General features: G+C 27.9%; 19 protein-coding genes. 15 read left to right on the top strand and 4 right to left on the bottom strand.

Annotated features, from left to right (window positions below; all coding sequences use genetic code 11):
* Positions 1-97 precede the first annotated feature (97 nt).
* The 14 genes from brnQ (at position 98) to BEN51_RS09735 (ending at position 19,298) form a co-directional block, all read left to right on the top strand.
* On the top strand, positions 98-1,459 hold the full coding sequence (gene brnQ, locus BEN51_RS09800) for a branched-chain amino acid transport system II carrier protein (RefSeq protein WP_119865886.1): 1,362 nt from the start codon (positions 98-100) through the stop codon (positions 1,457-1,459).
* 214 nt (positions 1,460-1,673) lie between these two features.
* The gene (locus tag BEN51_RS09795) at positions 1,674-2,261 is read left to right on the top strand and encodes a hypothetical protein (RefSeq protein ID WP_119865885.1); all 588 of its coding nucleotides are present in this window, start codon (positions 1,674-1,676) and stop codon (positions 2,259-2,261) included.
* Positions 2,262-2,404: 143 nt separating this feature from the next.
* Positions 2,405-2,860 carry a methylglyoxal synthase gene (locus BEN51_RS09790; RefSeq protein ID WP_119866610.1) on the top strand — a complete coding sequence of 152 codons (456 nt, stop codon included), beginning with the start codon at positions 2,405-2,407 and terminating at the stop codon, positions 2,858-2,860.
* A 251-nt stretch (positions 2,861-3,111) separates the two neighbouring features.
* The gene (locus tag BEN51_RS09785; protein WP_119865884.1) at positions 3,112-5,499 is read left to right on the top strand and encodes a hypothetical protein; all 2,388 of its coding nucleotides are present in this window, start codon (positions 3,112-3,114) and stop codon (positions 5,497-5,499) included.
* Positions 5,499-6,437 (top strand): ABC transporter ATP-binding protein, encoded by a 939-nt coding sequence (locus BEN51_RS09780; protein WP_119865883.1) that lies wholly within the window; start codon positions 5,499-5,501, stop codon positions 6,435-6,437. Before BEN51_RS09785 ends, BEN51_RS09780 begins: the two co-directional genes overlap by 1 nt.
* Positions 6,437-7,309, top strand: coding sequence for an ABC transporter permease (locus BEN51_RS09775; RefSeq protein WP_119865882.1), 873 nt, complete (start codon positions 6,437-6,439; stop codon positions 7,307-7,309). Before BEN51_RS09780 ends, BEN51_RS09775 begins: the two co-directional genes overlap by 1 nt.
* A 4-nt stretch (positions 7,310-7,313) precedes the next feature.
* Entirely contained in the window at positions 7,314-8,921 is a 1,608-nt protein-coding gene (locus tag BEN51_RS13925; RefSeq protein WP_119865881.1) for a pectinesterase, read from the top strand.
* An 11-nt stretch (positions 8,922-8,932) separates the two neighbouring features.
* On the top strand, positions 8,933-9,916 hold the full coding sequence (locus tag BEN51_RS09765; RefSeq protein WP_119865880.1) for an AAA family ATPase: 984 nt from the start codon (positions 8,933-8,935) through the stop codon (positions 9,914-9,916).
* A gap of 2 nt (positions 9,917-9,918) precedes the next feature.
* Positions 9,919-10,803 carry a DUF58 domain-containing protein gene (locus BEN51_RS09760; RefSeq protein ID WP_119865879.1) on the top strand — a complete coding sequence of 295 codons (885 nt, stop codon included), beginning with the start codon at positions 9,919-9,921 and terminating at the stop codon, positions 10,801-10,803.
* 10 nt (positions 10,804-10,813) lie between these two features.
* Entirely contained in the window at positions 10,814-12,598 is a 1,785-nt protein-coding gene (locus BEN51_RS09755) for a vWA domain-containing protein (protein ID WP_119865878.1), read from the top strand.
* 11 nt (positions 12,599-12,609) lie between these two features.
* Complete coding sequence (locus BEN51_RS09750; protein WP_119865877.1) at positions 12,610-15,432, top strand: VWA domain-containing protein; 2,823 nt, start codon at positions 12,610-12,612, stop codon at positions 15,430-15,432.
* A 793-nt stretch (positions 15,433-16,225) separates the two neighbouring features.
* Complete coding sequence (gene ahpC, locus BEN51_RS09745; RefSeq protein WP_119865876.1) at positions 16,226-16,789, top strand: alkyl hydroperoxide reductase subunit C; 564 nt, start codon at positions 16,226-16,228, stop codon at positions 16,787-16,789.
* Between the two features lie 108 nt (positions 16,790-16,897).
* A complete protein-coding gene (locus BEN51_RS09740; RefSeq protein WP_119865875.1) occupies positions 16,898-18,562 on the top strand; it encodes an FAD-dependent oxidoreductase in 1,665 nt (554 codons plus the stop codon).
* A gap of 127 nt (positions 18,563-18,689) precedes the next feature.
* Positions 18,690-19,298: a hypothetical protein gene (locus BEN51_RS09735; RefSeq protein WP_207652766.1), complete on the top strand. Its 609-nt coding sequence runs from the start codon at positions 18,690-18,692 to the stop codon at positions 19,296-19,298.
* A 158-nt stretch (positions 19,299-19,456) separates the two neighbouring features.
* On the opposite strand, the gene BEN51_RS13845 is transcribed toward BEN51_RS09735, so the two are convergent.
* The 4 genes from BEN51_RS13845 to BEN51_RS09720 all read right to left on the bottom strand — a co-directional run bounded on the left by BEN51_RS13845 (position 19,457) and on the right by BEN51_RS09720 (position 22,469).
* The gene (locus BEN51_RS13845; protein ID WP_164704103.1) at positions 19,457-19,612 is read right to left on the bottom strand and encodes a hypothetical protein; all 156 of its coding nucleotides are present in this window, start codon (positions 19,610-19,612) and stop codon (positions 19,457-19,459) included.
* Positions 19,613-20,474: 862 nt separating this feature from the next.
* A complete protein-coding gene (locus BEN51_RS09730) occupies positions 20,475-21,362 on the bottom strand; it encodes a sensor histidine kinase (protein WP_119865874.1) in 888 nt (295 codons plus the stop codon).
* A gap of 397 nt (positions 21,363-21,759) precedes the next feature.
* A complete protein-coding gene (locus BEN51_RS09725; protein ID WP_119865873.1) occupies positions 21,760-22,293 on the bottom strand; it encodes a LytR/AlgR family response regulator transcription factor in 534 nt (177 codons plus the stop codon).
* Positions 22,266-22,469 carry a response regulator gene (locus BEN51_RS09720; protein WP_119865872.1) on the bottom strand — a complete coding sequence of 68 codons (204 nt, stop codon included), beginning with the start codon at positions 22,467-22,469 and terminating at the stop codon, positions 22,266-22,268. Before BEN51_RS09720 ends, BEN51_RS09725 begins: the two co-directional genes overlap by 28 nt.
* 215 nt (positions 22,470-22,684) lie before the next feature.
* Between BEN51_RS09720 and BEN51_RS14110 the strand changes: the two genes are divergently transcribed.
* A complete protein-coding gene (locus BEN51_RS14110) occupies positions 22,685-24,421 on the top strand; it encodes an ICP22 family protein (RefSeq protein ID WP_119865871.1) in 1,737 nt (578 codons plus the stop codon).
* The last annotated feature ends 2 nt before the right edge of the window (positions 24,422-24,423 follow it).

The raw sequence follows: 24,423 nt of genomic DNA, 5'->3' as shown, positions 1-24,423 counted from the left end.
GGTAGCCCTTATTTTTTCTATTCTTAATATATAAAAAATATTTTACTAAAGAAAATATTTATATTATAATGTAAAAAATAACAAAGGAGGCTGTAAAATGAGAGAAAAATTAACAATTAAGCAAAATTTACTTGTAGGATCCTTACTATTTGGATTATTTTTTGGAGCAGGCAATTTAATTTTTCCAGTACAAATGGGGCAATTAGCTGGAAGTAATACTTTGTCAGCAACAATTGGATTTTTATTAACAGGGGTAGGACTGCCTATGTTAGGAATTATAGCTTCAGCAATATCGAAGAGTGAAAGTTTATATGATATGGCTAAACCTGTTAGTTCTTGGTATTCAACCTTTTTTACCTGTGCCTTATATTTAACAATTGGACCTTTATTTGCAATTCCTCGTACAGCTACTGTAGCTTTTGAAGTTGGAATTCGCCCTTTTATATCTGAAGAATATATAAAAATAGCATTATTATTATTTTCTTTGATATTTTTTGCATTAACTCTTTACTATTCCTTAAGACCAGGAAGAATTATAGATTGGATTGGTAAATATCTTAATCCAATATTTTTAGTATTATTATCAATTTTATTAATAGCTGTATTTGTTAATCCAATGGGAGAAGCAAGTTCTTTTGCGGCTCAAGGAAACTACATATCTAAGCCATTATTTACTGGTATATTAGATGGTTATAATACAATGGATGCTTTAGCTTCTTTAGCTTTTGCAATAGTTATAGTTTCAAATGTTAAAAAATTAGGTATAAAGAATTCTAATTCGATCGCTTTAGAAACTTGTAAATCAGGAATTGTTGCTAGTGTAGGAATGGCAATCATTTATTCTTCCTTAGCATATTTAGGAGTAACAAGTTTAGGTAGTGTTAGTAGTGCAGATAATGGTGGGATTATTTTGTCTATGGTTAGCAATCATTATTTTGGAATCATAGGTCAAGTATTACTAGCAGGAATTGTAACAGCTGCTTGTTTAAAAACTGCAATAGGTTTAATAACTTCATGTTCTGAAATGTTTAGTAAATTATTCTCTAATTCAATTTCTTATAGAAGCTATGCAATTATATTTACTTTATTTTCATTTACAATTGCTAATTTTGGATTAACTAATATAATTCAGTTATCTATACCTGTTTTAATGTTCCTTTATCCTTTAGCAATCACTTTAATATTATTAGCTTTATTAAATCCAGTAATAGGTAAAGATAAATATATTTATAGTTGGACAACTGGATTTACTTTTATTGCAGCTATTTTTGATTTATTACAAGCATTACCAGATAATTTAAAAGGAAACACAATTATAAAAGAACTTATAGAATTTGCTCATTTATATATTCCAGCTTTTAATTATGGATTTGGCTGGCTATTACCAGCATTTTTAGGCTTTATTATAGGGGTATTTAGTAGTAGAATAATATTGAAAAAGAATAAAGAATATGCTTAATTATTATTGATACATAATGATAAGTTTGATTTTATTGAAAATAATTAAATTTTTAAGATTTTCTTAAGAATTCCTTCATTAGCATTTAAGTTCCATAGTTCATAATAAGTATATAAATAAGGACAGATAACAATAACTTATCCTTCAAAGGGGATACAAAACTTTAATGCCATAAGGGCAGATATTTAGATAATATAACTACGGGGGATTAATTATGGGTAAAAATTATTTATATATAGTGTTAACAAGAACAAATACTGCAATATCAAATCTTATTCATATGATGACAAATGATGAATATACACATGCAGCAATTTCTTTAGACAAGGAACTTGATAATATGTATAGTTTTGCTAGAAGGAATACTTATAATCCTTTTATAGGAAGGTTTAAAAAGGAAGATATAAATGAAGGAATATATAGATTTAATGAAATTTTGCCTGGTACAATAATTGAAGTTGAAGTATCAAAGGAGCAGTATGAAAAGGCAAAAACATTATTAGAAGGCTTTATTAATAATAGTGACAAATATAAATATAATTACAGAGGATTAATATACAATCTATTAAATAAGCCTGTAACAATAGAAAATAGATTTTTATGCTCAGAATTTGTATATTATATTTTGAAGGAAAGTGGAATAGTAGATTTAAATATGCCAAGAAATCTAGTCAAGCCACAGGATTTATTAAAGGTTAATGGAAAGATAATTTACGAAGGAAACTTAAGAGAAATAAAGCCTTTAAATAATAGATTTAGTATTAAAGAAATGATAAAAAGTCATATAAAAGTAATATCTTGATAAGATAACTTTTATAAGTTATTTAAAAAAGTTCTATTCTATTTTTAGAAAAGAACTTTTTTTGCTATTATAGTAAACGTTGTCCTAGGGAGCTTATTCTTGTATAATAGATATGAGGGGTGATTTATTTGGGAAATAACTATATGCTGAGAACAATTAAAAAAAGAAAAAATATAGCTTTAATTGCTCATGATGGTAAAAAAGAAGAAATAATACAATGGTGCGATAGAAATAAAAGTATTTTAGAAAAGCATAATCTTTGTGGAACAGGTACAACTGCAAGAATGATATCTGAGAGAACAAATTTAGATGTAAAAGGATATAGCAGTGGACCTTTAGGTGGAGATCAACAAGTAGGGGCAAAAATTGTTGAAGGAGATATTGACTTTGTAGTATTCTTTTCAGATCCATTATTAGCTCAGCCTCATGATCCTGATGTAAAAGCACTGTTAAGAATTGCACAGGTTTATGATATTCCAATTGCAAACAATGTTGCTACTGCGGATTTTATTATAAATTCTAAATATATGGATGAAGAATATGAACATAAGGTTATAGATTATAATAAGAACATAATAGATAGAGCGAAAGTGTTGTAAATAAATAGCGCAATTCAAAATTCATAATGTAAAATGTACAATTTAGGATAATTTACAGAGAATAGAAAATTATAAATATAGATTTGTAAATGACTCTTTACTATAGGCTTGATGATTTATAGTAAAGAGTTTTTTTATAACTTTTCTAAAATAATATAATCTTAAGAAATTATTAAGATGTTATTTATTAGAATTCGGTATACTATCAATATAAAAATAGGAAAATATGTAAATTTAGAGGAGGAATAATAATGGGGAATTTATTTAGGAAAAGGATATTAACTACTTTTTTATTTATATTAACTTTAATATTATTAAATATAAATATTATTAAAGCTGATGTAAAGGATGAGAGTTTTGAAATAAAAATAAGTTATGGAATAGATGGAAAGTTTAAAGCTAATAAATATATTCCTGTTCAAGTTGAAGTTACAAGTAAACAGGAGGATTTTGTTGGGGAGGTTGAAATTAGAACTGACACTAATGAAGTTGGAAAATACGATGCTTTTATTAAATCTATATCAGTAAATAAAGGGAAAAGTGAAAAGGTAACAATACCTATTATTGTTCCTGAAAATTCTGCTAAGATAAAGGTTAATCTAAACAAGGGGAAGAATACTGTATTTTCCAAAAGCGCATTGGTTTCAAAGGGAAGAATCAATGATAATAATTTTTTACTTGGAATTTTAAGTGAAGATAGAAGTGCTTTAGGATATATAAGTAATGTTATATATCAAGGAAACATGAAAACTTATGGTTTTACAACGACAATTGAAAATGTAAATTTAGATGAAAATATTATTTTTGATAATTATTTAAATATAGATGGATTAGATATTATATTGATAAATAATTATAATTTAGGAAATTTCAAAAAAGAGCATTATGATGCATTAAGCAAATGGGTAAGCAATGGTGGTACCTTAATAATATCTGCAGGTGCTAATGAAGGAAAAACTATAAAAAATATTAATAAAGAATTTTTAAATATAACCTCTAATGGTTATAAAGAGGAAAGTATAAATCTTTTTGGAGAAAACATAAATCTTATTAATTCAACATTAGTAATAGAAGGCGGAGAAGTTATACTTGAAGCTAATAATATTCCATTAGCTTATTCTATTAAGAGGGATAAAGGAGAGATAATAATAACTTCCTTTGATTTAGGACTAGAACCATTTATATCATCATCAAAGGCAAGTGAATTTATTAAGGTTATTTTAGAAAAGTCTGAAAAAAGATTAGTTGGAAATAATAATGGCAAAATGGGTCCTGGTTATTATGGAACAAGTCAAATTACTACTACAGTTCCTATTGAAAAAATAGTAAGTTTTGAAACAATAGTTATTATAGTTGCCATATATGCAATTGTTATAGGTTTTGTATTATATTATATTTTAAAAAAGTTAAATAAGAGAGATTTAACATGGATTTTTGTGCCAGCTACTTCAATTGTTTTTACAATAATCATCTTTATTGTTGGCTCTTCTACTAGAGTTAAAGATGTTGTATTAAATCAAAACAATATAGTTCATATAAATAAAGATAGTACATCATCAGTGCTAGGATATTTAGGAATAGGAACTAAGTATAGAAATAATTTAGAGATAAATAATCCATTAAACCTTTCTCTTACTCCTATAAATACTGATTATTATATGTATCCAGAGGAAGATACTAAAAAAGAAGTTTTAAGGTTAAAAACTGTTTATGAGGGAAATAATAAAAAGTTTTCACTAGCCAATAATAGTGCATTGGAAATAAAATCTTTTAAAATTACTAGTAATAATCAAGTATTTAATAGAATAGAAAATAATCTTTTTGTAGATGGTAATAAATTAAGTGGAACAATTAAAAATACCCTTGGTTATGATATAAGAAATTTAATTTTCCTATCAAATAATAGCATATGGGAGATTGGAAGCTTAAAAAAAGATGAAGAAAAGACTATAGAAAATTTAAACGTAAAAGTTGCATATGGATTAGAAGGTTATGGAGGAAGCTTAGCTGAAAAATATTATAATACTAGATTTAATTCAAAAGGTGATACAAGTGGAGAAGAGTTCAAAAATATAATAAGAAATTCTACATTATTTCAAGTTGCTTCTTATGAATTAAATCTTGAGGGCTATAAGCTTATAGGAATTACAGATATGCCAATAGACTATGAATTAAATTTTGATAATAAATCAGTTTCTAAATTTGATAGCACTTTAATAGTACAAGATGTAGATTTGAATTTAGTAAAAAAGGATGGAATTATTTCTTATCCAGAAGGATATTTTAAAGGAATAGTGGATTCCTACACTTCAAATGTTTATTATCAAAATCAAACTAATTCTTTTTATGGTGCTGGTGATGTTTTTATAAATTATAATATTGATAGTAATCTTGAAATTACAGAAATAGGACTAAGAAATATTCAGGTCTATGATTATATGCAAAGTACTTTAGATTCCTATGTTTACAATCATAAAACTGGTGAATATGAAAAGTTTGTTATTGGTACAAAAGCAGAAAAACTAAATAACCTTAATGATTATTTAGAAAATAATACTTTAAAGATAAAATTAACCATAAATGAGAATAAAGGAGAAACAGGAATGCCTGTAATCACTGTAACGGGGAGGGAAAAATAATGTTAGTAATAAAGAACCTTGAAAAATCCTACGGTAAATTTAAAGCATTAAAAGGAGTAAATTTAGAGATAGAAAAGGGAGAAATATTTGGTTTTATTGGTCCAAATGGAGCTGGAAAAAGTACTACAATGAAGATTGTATCAGGTCTTTTATCCCCAGATAGTGGTGAGGTTTATGTTGATGGAATAGATGCTATAAAGGAAAATAAGCTTCTTAAAGAAAAAATAGGATATATGCCAGACTTTTTTGGGGTATATGATAACTTAATGGCAATAGAGTATTTAGAATTTTATGCTTCTATATATGGAATTGTAGGGGAAGAAGCAAAAAAATTATCAATGGATTTATTAGAGCTTGTAAATCTTTCAGATAAATATGATGCATATGTAGATGGATTATCCAGAGGTATGAAGCAAAGGTTATGTCTAGCAAGATGTTTAGTTCACAATCCAGAACTATTAATTTTAGATGAGCCGGCTTCTGGGATGGATCCAAAGTCTAGATATGAAATGAAAGGAATATTAAAAAATTTAAAATCCATGGGTAAAACAATAATAATATCTTCTCATATATTATCTGAATTAGGTGAAATATGTTCAAAAGTGGGAATAATTCAAAATGGCAAGATGGTCTGCCAAGGTACAGTTGACGAGGTTAGTCTACTAGCAAGAGGTTCTGCACCAGTAACTATAACTGTTATTGATGAAATTGATAGAGCAATAAAAATAATAAAAGAAGCTCCAAATGTAAAGAATATCTCAGCAGATGAAAATAAAATAAATGTAAGTATTATAGGAGGAGATATTGAAGCTAAGAATTTATTGAAATCTTTAGTAGTTAAAGATATACCTGTAATAAGCTTTACTAAGGCTGCTGGAAATTTAGAAGATGTGTTTATACAAATAACAGAAAAAAGTAGTGAAGGAGGGGAAAAATAATGAGAATCAATCCAGTTCTTAGAAATGAGGCGAAAATTACTGTAAGAAACAAAAGATTTACTTTAATGTTATTTTTCTATATAGTTGTAGTTTCAATTGGAGTAGTTTTATATTATAAAAGCTTTACCAGCGAAATATATGTAAATGGGTTGTATATGCAGTCAACTACAACCTTATATGTTTTAATGTCTATAGTTCAAGCTATATTCTTAATATTTATGGTTCCCTCATTAACATCAAGTGCAATATCATCAGAAAGGGAAAAACAAACATTAGATATATTGTTATCTACAAAATTAACTCCATTTCAAATAATAATAGGAAAGTTACTTTCTTCTTCACTTAAAGTAGTGATGTTAATTATCTGTACTATTCCCCTCTATGGAATATGTTCATTGATTGGTGGGGTAAGCATAGTAAATATATTGGAACTTGCTGGATTTTTCATTGTTAATACAATCTTTGTAGGAGCTATAGGAATGCTTATTTCTACTTATGCAAAAACCTCAAAGGTTTCAACTACAATAACATATTTTTTAGTATTATTTATCTATATTGGAATTCTTATAATTGCTTATATTTTATTTATGTTTTCAATGAGAAATAATTATATGAATCCCAATATTAAAGTAAATCCAATTATCTATTTAAGTCCTGTTACAGGTTTTATTAGTTTATTATCAAATCAATTAGGAGCAAGAGAGACAATATTTTATTTTTTCCAATATAGTGGTATTTCATCATATACAGAATATATTTCTATTGGTATACAATTAGTACTTTCAGCTATATTTTTATATCTTGCTTCTGTAAAGTTAAATCCTTTAAAAAAAGAAAGAGTTAAAAGAAAAAGTAAGAAATTAAAGGAGTAAAGGAATGAATTCTTTGAATAAAGAAATTTTAAGCTTTATAAAAAAAGCATCTAGAAGGATAAAGGCAGAATTTATATTAAACTTTGGATTAGTAGCTATAAAATATCTGCTATCCTTAGTTTTAAGTCTACTTCTTTTATCATTATTCATTATTTTTCCAGGGGTTTATAAAGTAAGTTCTTTTATTGGATTATTTGGTTTAATTGCAATTTTAATTGTTGGATTTTATTTAAGTCCAAATAATAAAAAGGTTGCTTTAATCGTAGATTCTAAGGGCTTAAAAGAAAGACTTATAACTTCTTTAGAGCTTATTAATGAAGATGATAATATTTCTAGAGCTCAAAAAGAAGATACATTAAAGCATATTAAAAATTTTAATTTAAAAGAAAAGCTTAAAATTAAAATTGATAAAAAACAGCTTTTATTAGTTTTAGGAGTTATATGTCTATGTTTATTAACTACAACAATAAAGACTGAAGCGGCTAAGGAAGCAGATATAATTCGTAAATTTGATAAAACTCAGGAGGACTTTGTTAAAAAGGTTGAGGAAGAAAAAAAGAATATTGAAAAAATAAAAGAACTAAGTAAAGAAGAAAAAGAAGAGCTTAAAAAAATATTAGAAGATGCAAAAAAGGAAATTAAAGATAGTAAAGACAAAAAAGAATTAGATAAAGTTTTAGAGAGAATGGAATTAAAGCTTAAAGAAGCTGAAAAAAATAAGGACAATGAAAAAAGTAAGGAAGCTATTAAAAATACAAGGAAAAATTTATTAGAGGAATACAATAAAGAAAAACAAGAAAATGCAAGAAATGATATAAATAGGCTTACAAATGAGCTTATCAAAAACAAAGCAATGAAAGATTTATCGGAAGCTATTTTATCTGGTGATAAGGAAAAATTAGAAAAGGCTCTTGCAAATTTAAAGTCTTCATTAAAGGATATGAGCAGCAGCGAATTAAATGCTTTATCAAAATCCTTGGCCAAAGCAGCTAACTCAGTAGATGATGAAGATTTGAAAAAATCCCTTGAAGAAGCATCAAAATCAGTTTTAAATGGTGAACTTGATGAAGATGATTTGAAAGAAGCTATAGAAAATACTCAAAAAGATGCTGATGGAAGCAGCAGTAATGATAATGAAGGGAATGAAGGCAGCAATAATCAGGGTGGAAATCAAGGGGATGAAGGAAATAATGGCGAAAGTCAAGGCGAGGGAAATGGTAATGGAGATGGAGATGGTGAAGGCCAAGGAGATGGAAATGGCAACGGTAATGGTAATGGACAACAACCAGGGCAAGGTTCTGGTGGAGGCCAAGGCTGGAATATGGGAAGTTCTGAAGGAAAGGAAAATGATATAGATAATAAGACAGGGGAAAAGGTTTTTATACCAGGAAGAAAGGGCGGAAATGATGAAAATTTAACTGGAAATAAAAATCAAAATGGTAATTCTCAAACTGTTGAAAGTAAAAATGGTTTTAATTTAGATGGAAGTAAAGTAGATTATGAAAAAGTAATTGGAGATTATACAAATAGTGCTTTAGAAGGAACGAATAATAGTAATCTTCCAGAAAGTTTAAAGGATATAATAAAAAATTATTTTGAAGGGTTAAATTAGAAGGTGGAATTATGACGATAAATGAAAAAGATATATTAGAAGTTTCAGAAAAAATAAGATTATGTGAAAAAGAAATAAGTAAAGGTATAATCGGACAAAAAGAAATTATCAGAAATGTTATAATTGCTATTTTTTCTGATGGCAATGTTTTGCTTGAAGGCATGCCTGGTATGGGTAAAACTCAATTAGTAAAAACAATAGCTAAGGTTTTAAATCTAAAGTTCTCAAGAATACAGTTCACTCCAGATTTAATGCCAGCTGATGTAGTAGGTACTAATATAATTGTTAAAGAGGGAGATAATACTCTATTTAAATTTGAAAGAGGGCCAGTTTTTACAAACTTGCTTTTAGCTGACGAAATAAATAGAGCAACTCCTAAAACTCAATCAGCCTTACTTGAAGCTATGGGAGAAAAAACAGTAACAGTAGGCAAAACAACTTACGAAATGGATAAACCCTTTATGGTTTTAGCAACTCAAAACCCTATTGAACAGGAAGGGACATATCCCCTTCCAGAAGCTCAGTTAGATAGATTTCTATTCAAGCTTTATGTAGATTTTCCAAATTTAGAAGAGCTTAAAGAAATTATGAATATAACTTTAACTAATAATACACCAATTATAGAAAAGCTTTTAGAAGGAGAAGAAATATTAAAAATAAGAAATATAATAAGGGAAGTTAAAATAGCAGATTCAGTACAGGAATATGCATTAAAGTTAATTTTAGCAACTCATCCTGAGCTAGATGATAGTCCAGAAATAGTTAAAAAATATGTGGAAGCAGGAGCAAGTCCTAGAGCAGGACAAGGAATAATTGCTGCTTCAAAGGTAAGGGCTGTTATGGAAGGAAGATTAAATGTAGCTTTTGAAGATATACAAACTCTTGCAAAGCCTATTTTAAGACATAGACTTATTTTAAATTTTGATTCTATTAGTGAAAATCTTAGTACAGATGACATTATAGATAAAGTCATAGAAGAGTTAAAGGTTGTGTAATCATGGCTGAAAGAATATTTAATGAAGATTTCTTTTCTAAATTAAACAAAATTAACTTAAGTATTAATTTAAAATTGTCCTCAGGAACTCAAGGTGGTAGAAAATCAAAAGCAAAGGGAGTTTCAGTAGAATTTTCTGATTACAGAGAATATATGCATGGAGATGACTTTAGAAGAATAGACTGGAATGCCTATGGAAGATTTGATAAATTCTTTATTAAAGTTTTTATGGAGGAGAGGGAAGGAATATTTAATTTTTTCTTAGATACAAGCAAATCTATGGACTATGGGAAAGAAAATAAAAAAAATATGGCCCTAAAGATTGTGGCAGCATTAAGTTACGTGGCCTTAAATAATTTAGATAGGGTAAATATTAATCTTTTAGATAGTGGAAATATACAAGTTTTAAAGGAAATTTCAGGAAGCAGAGCATTTCAAAGGATAATAAAAGATTTAGAAAATATAAGCTTTGATGGAACAACCAGCTTAACTCAAAGTATAAGAAAGAGACCAATAAAAAATAAGGGAGTGTCTATTGTAGTATCCGATTTTCTCGATAATTTAGGATTAAAGGACTTAGAAGAAGCTTTAAAATATCTAGCATTTAAAAAGCAGGAAATAATTTTAATACAAGTTTTAGCACTTGAAGAAATAAAGCCGGAACTAAATGGTGAAATAACCCTGATAGATTCTGAAACAAATGAAAATATAAAAATAAGTCTTACTCCTAATTTAATTAAGGAATACGAAAAAACACTTTACTCATATAAAAAATCTATAGAAAATTTAGTAAAAAAATATAATGGAAAGTTTATTAGTGTAAATTCATCTATGGAAATTGAAGAAGTTATATTAGGTGAACTTTCAAAGAAAAGAGTATTGTATTAGGAGGGAGTTCATGGGATTTACAGCTTTATGGCCCTTATTTTTATTAATTACAATTCCTCTTTTAATACTGCTTTATATTTTAAAAAGGAAGTATAGGGAAGAGGTATTTTCTTCAACTCTTCTTTGGAGTGAAGTTTATAAAAATACAAGGGCTAATACACCTTGGGAAAAGTTTAGAAAAAATATTATGCTCTTATTGCAAATATTAGCGATTTTAGCTTTGATTTTCTCTTTAATGAAGCCCTTTTTAAACTTTGGAGGAAAGAGTTACAAGAATATTATTTTAGTAATTGATAATACTGCCAGTATGAATATTACATACGGTAATAGCACAAGGTTAGAAGAAGCAAAAAGATTAGCTAAGGAATTAATAAATTCTATAAAGGAAGAGACTAATACCTTTATAATAAGCTATGATAACAGTCCAAAAATTCTTCAAAAAGAGGAAATTAACAAGGATAAAATAATAAAGTCTATTGAAAGCATAGAAAAGAGTTATTATCAAGGAGATATAAGCGATTCTATAAATTTTATAAAGGCAATTGGTCAAAGCATAGAAGAAGATTATGAAGTTATTTTATTTACTGATAAGGAAATATCCTTGGGAGATTTAAATGGCACAGTAGTAGCTTTAGGTAATACTGGTTTAAACGGATCTATCGATAATATTTCCCATAAATATTTAGAAGATAAAATAAAGGTAATAGCAACAGTAACTAATAGAGGAAGTGAAGCTTACGAAGGAGATTTTTCTTTATATGATGGTGATAAGCTTATAGCAGTTGAAACTTTAAACTTAAATGTAGGGGAGAATAAAACTTTAACTTTTGATATTCCTGCAATAGATAATGAAGTATTAAAGGGAGAGCTTTCAAGGCATGATTTATTAGAAGAAGATAATATTTATTATCATGTTCTTGGAAATAAGAAACTAAATAAAATTTTATTAGTAACAGAACAAAACTTATTTTTAGAAAGGGCTCTTAGCAATATTAGAAATTCTGAAGTTTATAAAACAAACAGTTTATCAAATTTAAGCAGCAGTGATAATTATGATTTATATGTATTTGATAATGTAACTCCTACTACAATGCCTTCCAGCGGAAGTATATTGTTTATTAATCCAAGTTCTAATGAATATTTTAAAGTATTAGAAGGGGGACAAGGGAGTGAAGCAAAAGCTGTAAGGGGAGAAGTATCTAATTATTTAGAGGCCGTAACCTTTACTTTAGCAAAGTACAATGAAATTGATGTGCCTTACTATGGAAGAAGTTTTATTAATGTAGATGAAGTATCAATTGGATTTAAAGGAACTATAAATAATAGAAATATTGCAGCCTTATCCTTTGATCTTCATAATAGTGATTTTGTATTAAAAAAAGAATTTCCAATATTGATTTATGAACTTGGAGAAAATTTAATTTCCAATGGAATGACTGGTAAGAGTAATTATAAATATGGAGAAAAAATTATAGTTAATAATAACAATTTAAATAGTGAAATGACTGTAATAACTCCTAATAAGGAAACTTTTGAAATAAAATCTGGAGAAGAAATAAAGGGTAAAATGCAGCTTGGTGTTTATAAAATAGAAAGTGAAAAAGAAAAAGAACTATTTTCAATAAATTATCCATCTGAAAGCGAAAGTGATACCAGTAAAGGAAGTATTGGTGAAATGAATAATAAGATTAAAGAAATTGAGCTTAAAAAAGGATTTAATTTAAGTCCAATATTTATTTTAATGGCAATTGGTATAGTAGCTTTAGAGTGGTCTATGTATAAGAAAGGTAATTAGGAGGCAATAAAATGAAGATAGAAATAGGAAATTTGTACTTTTTAATATTAATACCAATTATTTTTGCCTTTATTTACTATAATTATAAAAAATATAGACCCTTTTCAAAAAATGAATTTAAAGTTCTTATTAGTAGAATTGTAATTTTTATATTGTTAATTTTAGCTTTTGGAGAAATAACTTTAAGCATAAAAGGGAGAAATATATCAACGGTATTTTTACTTGATCTTTCTGAAAGTGTAGAGGGCTTTGAAGAGGCAGGAAAAGATTTTATTTCCCAGGCAATAGAAAATATACCAAAGGGTAATAAATCAGCTGTTATATTATTTGGAGATAATTCAAAATTAGATAAGGGCTTAAACAGAAAAAAGATTTATGAGACCCTTGGGGAAAGACCAATAGTTACAGCTACAAATATAGAAAATGCAATAGAAAGTGCTTTAGCTATTTTTGAAAAGAGTAGTGCCAAAAGGATAGTCTTATTAACAGATGGAGAAGAAAATAAAGGTGATATTTTAAAATCTATTCCAATTATAAATCAAGAAAATATAGATCTTAAGGTTTATAAAATTTCTGAAAAGAAGGGAAATGAAGTTTACGTAGATAATATATCTGTTCCGGATAATATATCAGTAGGAGAGGAATTTTCTGTTTCTATAGATATAAAATCAAATTATGTAACAGATGCAAAATTAACCTTATTTTCTGGAAGAAATAAAGTTGGCGAACAAAATGTAAAAATACAAAAGGGGACAAATTCCTTTGTTTTTAAGGATCAGCAACATTCTGGAGGCTTCAAAAGTTATAGAGTATTAATAGAAGCAGCTGATGATCAAATAAAAGTAAATAACGAAGGAATAACTTTTACTAATGTAACTGATAAACCTTATATTTTATTAATTAATGGAATAAATGGAGATTCTCAAGCCATAGAAGAGATACTTACAAGGTCTGGAGCTAATGTAAAGAAAATAGGACCTGCTTCTGCTCCATCAACTTTAAACGAATTTTTAGAATATAAAACTGTAATTTTAAACAATGTTCATATAGATGATTTAGCAAAAGGATTTGTAGATAATTTAGAAACTTATGTTAAGGATTATGGTGGAGGAGTTGTTAGCTTTGGAGGAGAAGATGCCTATGCCCTTGGAGGATATAAAGATACTAATTTAGAAAAAGTTCTTCCAGTTTATATGGATAAAAGGGGAAAAAATGAAGTTCCTTCAATAAGTATAAACTTAATTATAGACAAATCAGGAAGTATGTCTGCTGAAGGTGGAGGAGTAAGTAAACTTACTTTAGCAAAAGAGGCTGCAATTAAAGCTTTAGAAAATTTAAGGGAAATAGATGAGATTTCAGTAATTGCCTTTGATGATACTTATGATATAGTGGTTCCCCTTCAAAAGCTTACAAATAAGGAGGAAGTTGAAGGACTAATTTCGGGTATTCAGATAAGGGGAGGAACTTCAATATATCCAGCTTTAGAAGAGGGCTATAATATTCAGAGTCAAAGCTCAGCTAAAATAAAACATACAATATTATTAACAGACGGTCAAGATGGATATAACTTAGATAATTATTATGATTTACTAAATAAGTTTAATAGTGATAACATTACCTTATCAACAGTGGCAGTTGGAGAAGGTGCAAATGCAGAGCTTTTAAATAATTTAGCTTCTATAGGAAAGGGAAGAAGCTATTATACAGATATATATACTGATATTCCAAGAATATTTGCAAAGGAAGTTTTATTATCAGCTGGAACTTATATAATAAACGAAGAATTTACTCCCAAAATATTAAGTGCTCATGAGATTCTATCAGGAGTTAAAACTTCAGAGGGAATACCAAGTTTACTTGGATATATAGGCACTTCCATTAAAGAAAATGCTGTTGAAATTTTAAGCTCTAACCATGATGAACCCGTTCTAGCTGCTATGGAATATGGTATTGGAAGAACAGTAAGTTTTACTTCTGATATAAATGGACAGTGGAGTAGAAATTATTTAACCTGGGAATATGGTCCACAGCTTATAAAAAACATGGTTTATTATACAATACCTAAATATGAGGGTGAAGGTACTTTAAATATATATCAAGAAGGCAATAAGGCTGTTGTAGAATTTTATAATGATAATGTAGATAAAGATGGAAGAGTTATAGGAATATATAATGGAGAGAATGGAGAGGAAGGAGAATTTGAATTAACTCAAGTTGAGCCGGGAAAATATTCTGCAGAAATACCTTTAGAAACAATAGGTTTTTATAACTTTAATATAAGAGAAGAACTTAATGGAGAAGTAAAAAGCAACTATAAGGGTGGATTTGCAATGCAGTATTCTGATGAATACAAGTTTAATTTAAATGCAAATAAATTAGATGCAGTAGTAGAAGATACAAATGGATCCTTTATAAATTCACCAGAAGAAGTTTTTACAGGAAAGTTAGAAAAACATTATAAAGATATAAATCTAACAACTCCTTTATTATTAATAGCTATATTCCTATTTATGTTAGATATAGCCTATAGAAGATTAAACTTAGACATTGGAGTATTATTTAAAAAGCTTAAAGGTAAAAAAACAATAAATAAGGATAATAAAAGAAAAGAAAATATAAAAGTGAAAAAAGAAAAATCAGAAAAAATATATGAAAGCAATCTTAAAGATAAGGTTCTTGTAACAGAAGAGGTTAAAGAAAAATATAGTAAAAAGGTAAAGGAAGAGAAGAAGCCTGCTAAGAATAAAAAGACAGAGAAAAAATCAAAGGTTGAGAAAAATACCTTAAATACAGATATGTTGCTTAAGAAGAAAAGCGATAGAAACAAAATCTAAAACTCAGTGTGGAGCGGAATACAGTTTTCAGTTTTCAAGTTTCAGATTTCAGTTATAGTAGAAAAGCTTGAGGTTTTGGGATTTCAAGCTTTTTTACAATATAAACATCAAAAAGATTAGAAAATAAGCAACATAAACATTTTTCTTTACTAAAAGATATACAGTTCCGAATAGAAGACCAAGTAAGCAACAATATAATCCCACTAATAAGTTTCCTTGGGTAAATACGTGAGATAATCCCATGTTATACTAATGAAATAGCGCCCCAAGGAATTCTATTATTAAATCATAGTTCTTCAGCTTTTTGGGAAAATACTAGGGCAAGTGTTACAAGTGAAATTTCAAAAAGATAATAAATATGTTGAAAAATAAATTTCAGCCATCCAAATTGCTGAAATTCCATTAGGACTTTAAATCCATTGAAAATAAAAAAATTTATAATACAAAAAGTTATTACTAGAATAGCAGTAATTGTCCAATTTGTTTTTCCTACATGATATTTTTCTTAAAAAACATTAAAGTCTAGTTTTTTATTAGAATGTCGAATTAGTAAAACAGAAATAGTTAGCCAAAGCAAAGAAACAATTAAAAGATATTAAGAATAAGTTTATAAGAAAAGGGAGTTAGCTTAGCAGCTTCTTTTTTTATAGAAAAATAACTTAATATTAGCAATTGTTGTAAAAATAATTGATAATTTTTATCAATTATTTTTAGAAAAGATATTGACTTTTTATTAAATAATAATTATTATTAATACATAGTAATAATTGTTAATAATTAAGGAGGAAATTTTATGTCATTAATAGGAAAGAAAATCGAAGATTTTAAAGTTCAAGCTTATCACAATGGTAGCTTTAAGGAAGTAACAAAGGAAGATGTTTTAGGTAAATGGTCAATATTCTTCTTCTATCCAGCTGATTTTACATTTGTTTGCCCAACAGAATTAGGAGATTTAGCTGATCACTATGAAGAATTCCAAAAGATTGGTGCTGAAATATATTCAGTTTCAGAAGATACTCATTTTGTTCATAAAGCATGGGCTGATGCAAGTGAAACAATTGCAAAAATTAAATATCCAATGTTAGGAGATCCAACTGGAAGATTAGCAAGAATGTTTGATGTTCTTATAGAAGAAGAAGGATTAGCTTTAAGAGGAACATTCATAGTTAACCCAGAAGGAGAAATCCAAGCTTACGAAGTTCATCAAAACGGCATCGGAAGAAATGCTGAAGAATTATTAAGAAAAGTTCAAGCAGCTCAATTTGTAGCAGAACATGGTGATCAAGTTTGCCCAGCTAACTGGACACCAGGTGAAGAAACTCTAGTACCAAGTTTAGACCTAGTTGGTAAGTTATAATATAAAAACATAAATCAAAAGATAGCGAGGAAACTCGCTATTTTTTTAAAAATAGCAATGGATAATAATTATTAGTTAATAATATTGTTAGGAGTAAAGGAGAAATTTATGAATAAGATATATGATTTGGTTATAATAGGTGGAGGACCTGCAGGATTATCGGCAGGTATATATGCAGGCAGAGCCAAGCTTAAAACTTTAATAATTGAAAAGGAACATACTGGTGGTCAAATAAATAGTACAGCTGAAATTGTAAACTATCCTGGTATTATAAAATCTACTGGACCTAATTTAACAGCAGCTATGAGAACTCAAGCTGAAAATTTTGGAGTAAAGTTTCAAACAGCTGATGTAATTGACGTTGATTTTACTGTTGATGTAAAGGTAATTAAAACAAATAAGGGAGAGATTCAAAGCAGAGCTGTAATTATAGCTACTGGTGCTTCACCAAGAAAATTAGGTTTTCCAGGGGAAATTGAATATGGTGGTAGAGGGGTTGCTTATTGTGCAACTTGTGACGGAGAATTTTTTAAGGATTTAGAAGTTCTTGTAATAGGAGCGGGTTTTGCTGCAGCAGAAGAAGCTATGTTTTTAACTAGATTTGCTAAAAAAGTTATTATAATTGCGAGAGAACCAGACTTTACTTGTGCAAAATCTATAGGTGATAAGGTAAAAGCTAATAAAAAGATAGAAATAAGATTTAATACTGAAGTTGTAGAAGCAGTTGGAGATGATCTTTTAAGATCTGTGAAATTAATTAATAATGTTACTAAAGAAACTTCAGAATATTTCCCTCCTAAAGAAGATGGAACTTTTGGTATATTTGTATTTGTTGGCTATGAACCACAAACAAAGATATTTAAAGGCAAAGTAGAAATGGATCAATACGGATATATTATAACTAATGAAAATATGCAAACTAATATTAAAGGTGTGTATGCTGCCGGTGATTTAAGACCTAAGTTATTAAGACAAGTAGTAACAGCAGTGGCAGATGGTGCCATTGCAGCAACAGATGCTGAAAGATATATTACTGCCGAAAAAGAAAGACTTGGAATAGTTGAAGAAGAGGCAGAGGAAAATCTAGTAGAAAGTAAGAAGGAAGAAGTTAATATAGATAATAAAGCTTTAGCAGGAAAAAGCAATTTATTAAATGATGCATTAAGAAATCAATTAAAAGCTATTTTATCTAAGATAGAAAATAATATTTCCCTAGTTTCAATAGTGGATGAAAGTAATAAAAAATCAATTGAATTAAGAGATCTAGTTCTAGATATATCAGACTTAAGTGATAAAGTTTCTGCAATAATTTATAAAAAGGGAGAAAATCCTGAAATGGAAGCTAAGATCAATGCAGATAAATATCCAGTAGCAGCATTACTAGATAAAGATAATAATTATAGTGGAGTGAAATTCCATGGAGTTCCTGGGGGACATGAATTAAATTCATTTATAATTGCAATTTATAATTTAGCTGGTCCTGGTCAAGCAATAGATGAAAAGTTACTAAATGAAATTAGGTCAATTGATAAGAAAATTAACATTAAAGTTGGGGTATCTCTTTCATGCCATGTTTGCCCTGATGTAGTAATGGCAGCTCAAAGAATAGCTATAGAAAACCCTAACATTGAAACAGAAATGTTAGATTTATCAAACTTTAAGGATATAAAGGATAAACATAGAATAATGAGTGTTCCAGCATTAATAATAAATGATGAGAAAGTTTACTTTGGTGGTAAAAAGCTTGAAGAAATAGTTCAATTACTTAAATAATATAGTTAAAAGGTATTATATAGATATTTACTATCTATATAATACCTTTTTTATATTATAAATTATTGTGTCAAAAGAATCCTTCAGCAATATGTATATAGTAAGAACAATTTAAAGGAGATATCTTATGGAAATGATAAATATGCTGCTCCAGGGTTTAATGGGGAGCGGAATGCCTAATATGAATGGTGGAATTCCCAATATGGCTTTTGGGAATCAGATGAGTGGTCAAGCTGGAGGAAATCCACTTTTTAATATGTTATTAAGTTCTATGATAGGTGGAAATCAAATGAGTGGAAACCAGATGAATGGAAATCAAATGGGTGGCAATTCAATGAATGGAAACCTTAATTTAGGCAATTTAATGGGAAGCCTAATGGGAAATGGACAAATGGGTAATAATCCAATGCAAAACAATCCAATGGCTGGACAAAATATGATGAATAACCCTCTTTCATTTCTTATGAATGGAATGGGTGGTATGAATGGTGGAAATTTATTAAGTAGTTTAGGTCCTCTTCTAAATATGTTTATGGGTGGTATGAATACACCTAATAATCAGCAAAGCAAAAAATCAAGTAGTAAAAGAAAAAGCGCTACAGTAGATATGGATAAATTGATGAGTATGCTTACCTCATCAGGAATAGATTATACTAACACTAACAATTCAATTAATAACGATTTAAGATCTTTAGCTATGTATCTTAATGCTATGAATAATGGTAAAAGGAAATAATTTAATAAGTTAGCATTAAAATAAGTATTAACTCAAATGAGCTAATACTTATTTTTTTCTATGCTTTACATAATACAAATTTAGGTTATGTTTTATAAGTTTATTTATATTTAACTATTATAATTAATATAGATATTAATTAAAACATAGCCTATTTTTTAAAATCCTCTTTTTTTTGCTTCTATTCCACTTTCATTAAGTTCAGGTTCCTTAATAGTGAAATTATAGCTATTATTTGCTCTTTGATTTTGTGTCTTATTTGTATGTCTTAGCCCATTTTCTTTTGTATATGTTCTTCTATTATCATTTTTCATAAGATTACCTCCTAAATAGTAATACAATAATAGTATTAGGAAATAATCAAAAATTATTAGAATTCAATCAATATTAGAAGAGGAAGTTAAAGGATGAAAATTAGTATAGTAAGCAATTATGAAAGAATAAATTAATCTAATTATAAAATTACTACCGAAAGGTAAAAAGAAAAAACAAGGGTGATGTTTTTCTTCTAGAAATAATTGTATAATGCATAACAATAAGTATAACAACATATTTGTAATTAAAATAAAATAATTTACAATCACTCCATTTAATTTAAAAAATGGATTAAGTTATATTTGGGGAAGTATAAATTAAGTTTAGGTCTTTTAGTAGTTATAATATTTTTATTTGTACAATAATAATGTTAGTTGGGGGTAATATAATTTTTTTATCTTAGGACTTGTATTGCTTTTATCTATATATAACAATTGATGAATTAGGATACATAATTTTGGGGTTAAAGTTAGGAACTTTTGAAATAAAAAAGTTTAATAATAAATTACAATTATGCTTTTAAGATATTTAGAGAAGATATTTGGGAGAACTGTGATTATAATATAATTCAGAGTAGGTTGAATTATGAAAGATACTATTTAGGTGAAGGGTATTATAGTATTAAAGCAAATATTTTAAAATATAATAAAATAATAAGTATAAAATCATTGTAACTAAAATAAGGCTTGTTGTGGAACTATTGATAGCTAGAAAAATAAAGAAAAATATTACTGAAATTAAAATATCCAGTAATATTTAATAAACATTAATATAGAGTTCATAATTATATTATTAGACTAATTTGGAGAGGCATTTTAGTAGATAAATATATTTAAAAATATTATTAAACATAGCCTCATTTTAAATTATAACCCTTAAAACAAAAAGATTATTTTCTGCAGTAAATTGACATCTACCGCCCATTTTTTCAGTTAAATATTTTATACTTTGACTTCCAATTCCATGTCCAGGAGCAGAAGTAGTTGGAAGATTATTTACAAAGGAAGGTTTCTCTTTAAATGGATTTTTAATAGTTAATAGTAGATGGTTCATTTCATCAACTAATATCTTTACTGAAATAGTAGATTTACTATCATTTTTAGATGCTGCATTATAAGCATTTTCTAAACCATTGGAAAGAATAAAAGAAAACTCCATATCATTACATGAAAGGTCTTTTGGTATTTTTACATCTATATGAAGTGAAATATTACCTGTTTCACTACATTTATGATTATAAAATGAAAGTACAGCATTAATAAGTTCATTTTCACAATAACGGTGAACTCTAATGGATGAAACCTTATCAAGCATTTTATTTAAATATTCACGGCTTTTTTCAAGGTCATAGTTGTCCATTAATGTTGCCAGATTAGTCAGCATGTGGCGAAGATCATGGCGAAGAATTTGCATTTCATATTCAGAATGTCTAATAGCATCAATTTGGCTAGCAGTATGTTCATATTGAAAATGAATCATTTGCTCACGACGTTCAGCATCACATTTTAATTCATATTCTTTTAGATAAAAAATTATAAAGGTTAAATAGCCAATACAGCATACAAAGGGCATAAATTCACTAGCTACAGGATTTCCACTATAAAGTAGGTTTGTATATGTTGTTGTAATATAATCAAAAAAGTAATATACGATAGGTATGATACCAAAAGTAATAGATGAAATTTTGGAGCGTAAAAATAGCTTTGCAGCATATTTTCCTGCATAGCTTATAAAAATAATTCCAACCATTATAGAACAAATTATTCTAGAAATTAGAAATATGGTAGGGGAGCCAGTTATAGCTTCAAAGAACCTTCCTACCCATTCATCTATTCCGCAACAAAAATAAGCAAGAGCAACACTCGTAATAGAATAGATTAAATGACGTTTATAATATATAACAAAAAATAAAATTAATGGAAGATGAGTAATAATAGGATAACTATGTTGTACAGCAACTCCATCAAAAGTGAAAAAAACAATTCCTTGAATACCATATAAAAAGAAACTGACAATAAAAAGTATTAATATATTTTTTTTTATTAAATTTTATATCAAGAACGGATGCTGAAACAAATACTCCAAATACTAGTTGGACTGCAAACAAAAACAAATTTAAAAAAGATGTCATTATAGAATCTCCAATCTAATTTTTAAAGCTAAAAGAAAAATAAATATCAACAAATACTTTAGAAACACTTCTTGCAATAGGAACAATGGCACCAGATTGCATTTTAATATCTTTAGATGTAAAACTTTTTATTTTATTTAGATTTATTAAAAAACTACGATGGCATTTATAGAAGCCATCTTCCAATAGAAGTTTATTGCTAAAAGAGTATAAAGGCTCTTTTGTTTTTAAATTACTTCCGTTTGATAGATTAATGATTAGATATTTATTTTGAGCTTCTAGATATTCAATTTCTCTTAAAAATACTTTATAGGTTGCATCTATTCCTTTTACAATAATGTATTTTTGAGAGTTTATTATTATTTCAGCTACATCATCTAGTATTCTGAAAAGCTCAGTAGCTGTGAAAGGTTTTAATAAATAATTATTGGCCCTTACGGAATAAGAAGCAAGAGCAAATTCTGGGGAAGACGTAAGAAATATAATATTAGTGATTTTATCTATATTTCTAATTTCTTTTGCTATATCAATTCCAGATAGAAGGGGCATGATAATATCAAGAATAATAAGGTCGAAGGGTTTTCTTGATGGGCAGCAATTAAATCATCACCATTATTAAAGCATTGTGCATTTATTGATATATTATTAAGTTTACTCCATTCTTCTATCATCTCTTTTGTAGTTGTTAAATGAGCTTCCATATCATCACAAATAGCTATATTCATATCTAAGACCACTTTCAATTAGAATTTAATTCCATTATACAAAAATCAACATTATTTTTCAATAAAAGACAAACTGGAAAGTACTAGCTAAAACAAAATATTTATAAAAAACTAAACTTTTCATCCTTAAAAAATAACATTTCACTCCAAAATAAAAAAAGATATGAGCTTTTATGTAATAATAATAAAAAATATGCACATTGGGGGATTGTGTTATGAAATATAAAATAAAACATAATAAGTTTTTATTAAATCTATTATTAATATTATTTATACTAACTTTTCTTCCTGTTAATAAAGTAATGGCTTTAGAAATGAAGTCACCAAAGAATTGGGAAGAGTTAAAAGAAGCCATTGCAAAGGGGGAAAGTGTAAAGTTAAAGAAAGATATACATTATACCGGTACAACTGCTACAATTGCAAGTATAGCTTTAAAGGTACCAAAAGATAAAACAGTAACTATAGACTTAAATGGATATACTATCAATCGTAATCTTTTAGGAAAAGCTAATTCAGATTATAATAATCCATTTACAGATGGATATGTTATAGAAGTAGCAGGAACACTAATTTTAGAAGATTCATCAAAGGATGGAAGTGGAAGAATAACAGGAGGATATAATGATTCCATTAAAGGTGGTGGAGTTTATATAAACAACGGCAGCTTTATTATGAATGGAGGAAATATTTCCTATAATGTAAGTTACTATGGCGGAGGCGTAAGTGTTGTTGGGAAAAAATCTAGCTTTACTATGAATGCAGGAAATATTCATAATAACTCTGCAATATTAGGTGGAAGCGGAGGCGGTGTCAACATAGAAGGAGGAAGATTTAACTTCGCAGGTGGAGCAATTACAAAGAACAATTCACAGTGGAATAATGGTGGTGGCTTACATATAAGAACAAAGAGTTCAATTGTAAATATGACTGGTGGACTAATTTCTAGTAATTTTGCTAATGTTTCTGGAGGTGGGGTATATCTTTCAGAAGACAGCACTTTTAACTTATATGGTGGAAGTATAATAAACAATGTAGTTTGGAATTATCAAGGAAATAATACTAAGGGACATGGTGCAGGAATTTATCTTTCAGGTCGTTGTTTACCTTATGAGGAAAATGGAAATACAATAATAGATCAAGATAATGCAAGGTTAAATATTAAAGGTACTGTTATTGTAAAGGATAACTATAGCGTGAATTCAGATAAAAGTAAAAAAATAAAGGATAATGTGTATCTTCAAAATGATAATGTAGGAAATAACAAAGTAGTATTAGTTACAGGAGAATTAAAGGATTCAGAGATTTGGATCACAACAGAAAATAGTAATCCTAAAGGTTTAAAAATAGCTGAAGGAAGTGGTTATACAATTGTTAAGGAAGAGGCAGAAATGTTCTTTAGTGATTATTTTAATTCAAAGTGTTCTTTAGTTGATGGTTTGATAAAAATTAATAAAGAAGAAGCTGGAAATGAAAATCCTGGTGATGAAGAGCCTTCTAAAGAAGAACCAGGAAAGGAAAATCCAAGTAAAGAAGAGCCGGGAAAAGAGGAACCATCTAATGAAAGTCCAAGTAAAGAAGGTTCTGGCAAGGAAACTGATGGAAAGAAAAATAACGGCAACTCAAATGATAATGAAACAGATAAAGGAAATATAGGTAATAAAAATTCAAATGAGAACAAATCTGATAGTTCTGTAAGCGATACAATTGGAGCTGGAGATGAGGAGAATCCACTTTCAAATGGAAAAGAAGATAAAAATAAAAATGATAATAAAGATACAAATAGCGAAGATAAAAAAGTTGATAGTTCCAAAGATGAAGAAAAAGAAGTTAAAACTAGTTTTACAGGTGTATGGATAGCTATAGTTGTAGTTTTAATCCTTGTTGCTGCGGTTGGGACAAAATTTTATTTTAATAAAAAGAGAAAAGAAAATAATGAGGAAATAGGAGTATAAGC

This window comes from Clostridium isatidis (assembly GCF_002285495.1).
Taxonomy (GTDB): Bacteria; Bacillota; Clostridia; order Clostridiales; family Clostridiaceae; genus Clostridium; species Clostridium isatidis.
The sequence above is the reverse complement of the archived record's forward strand: the minus strand, read 5'-3'. Positions and strand labels throughout refer to the sequence as shown.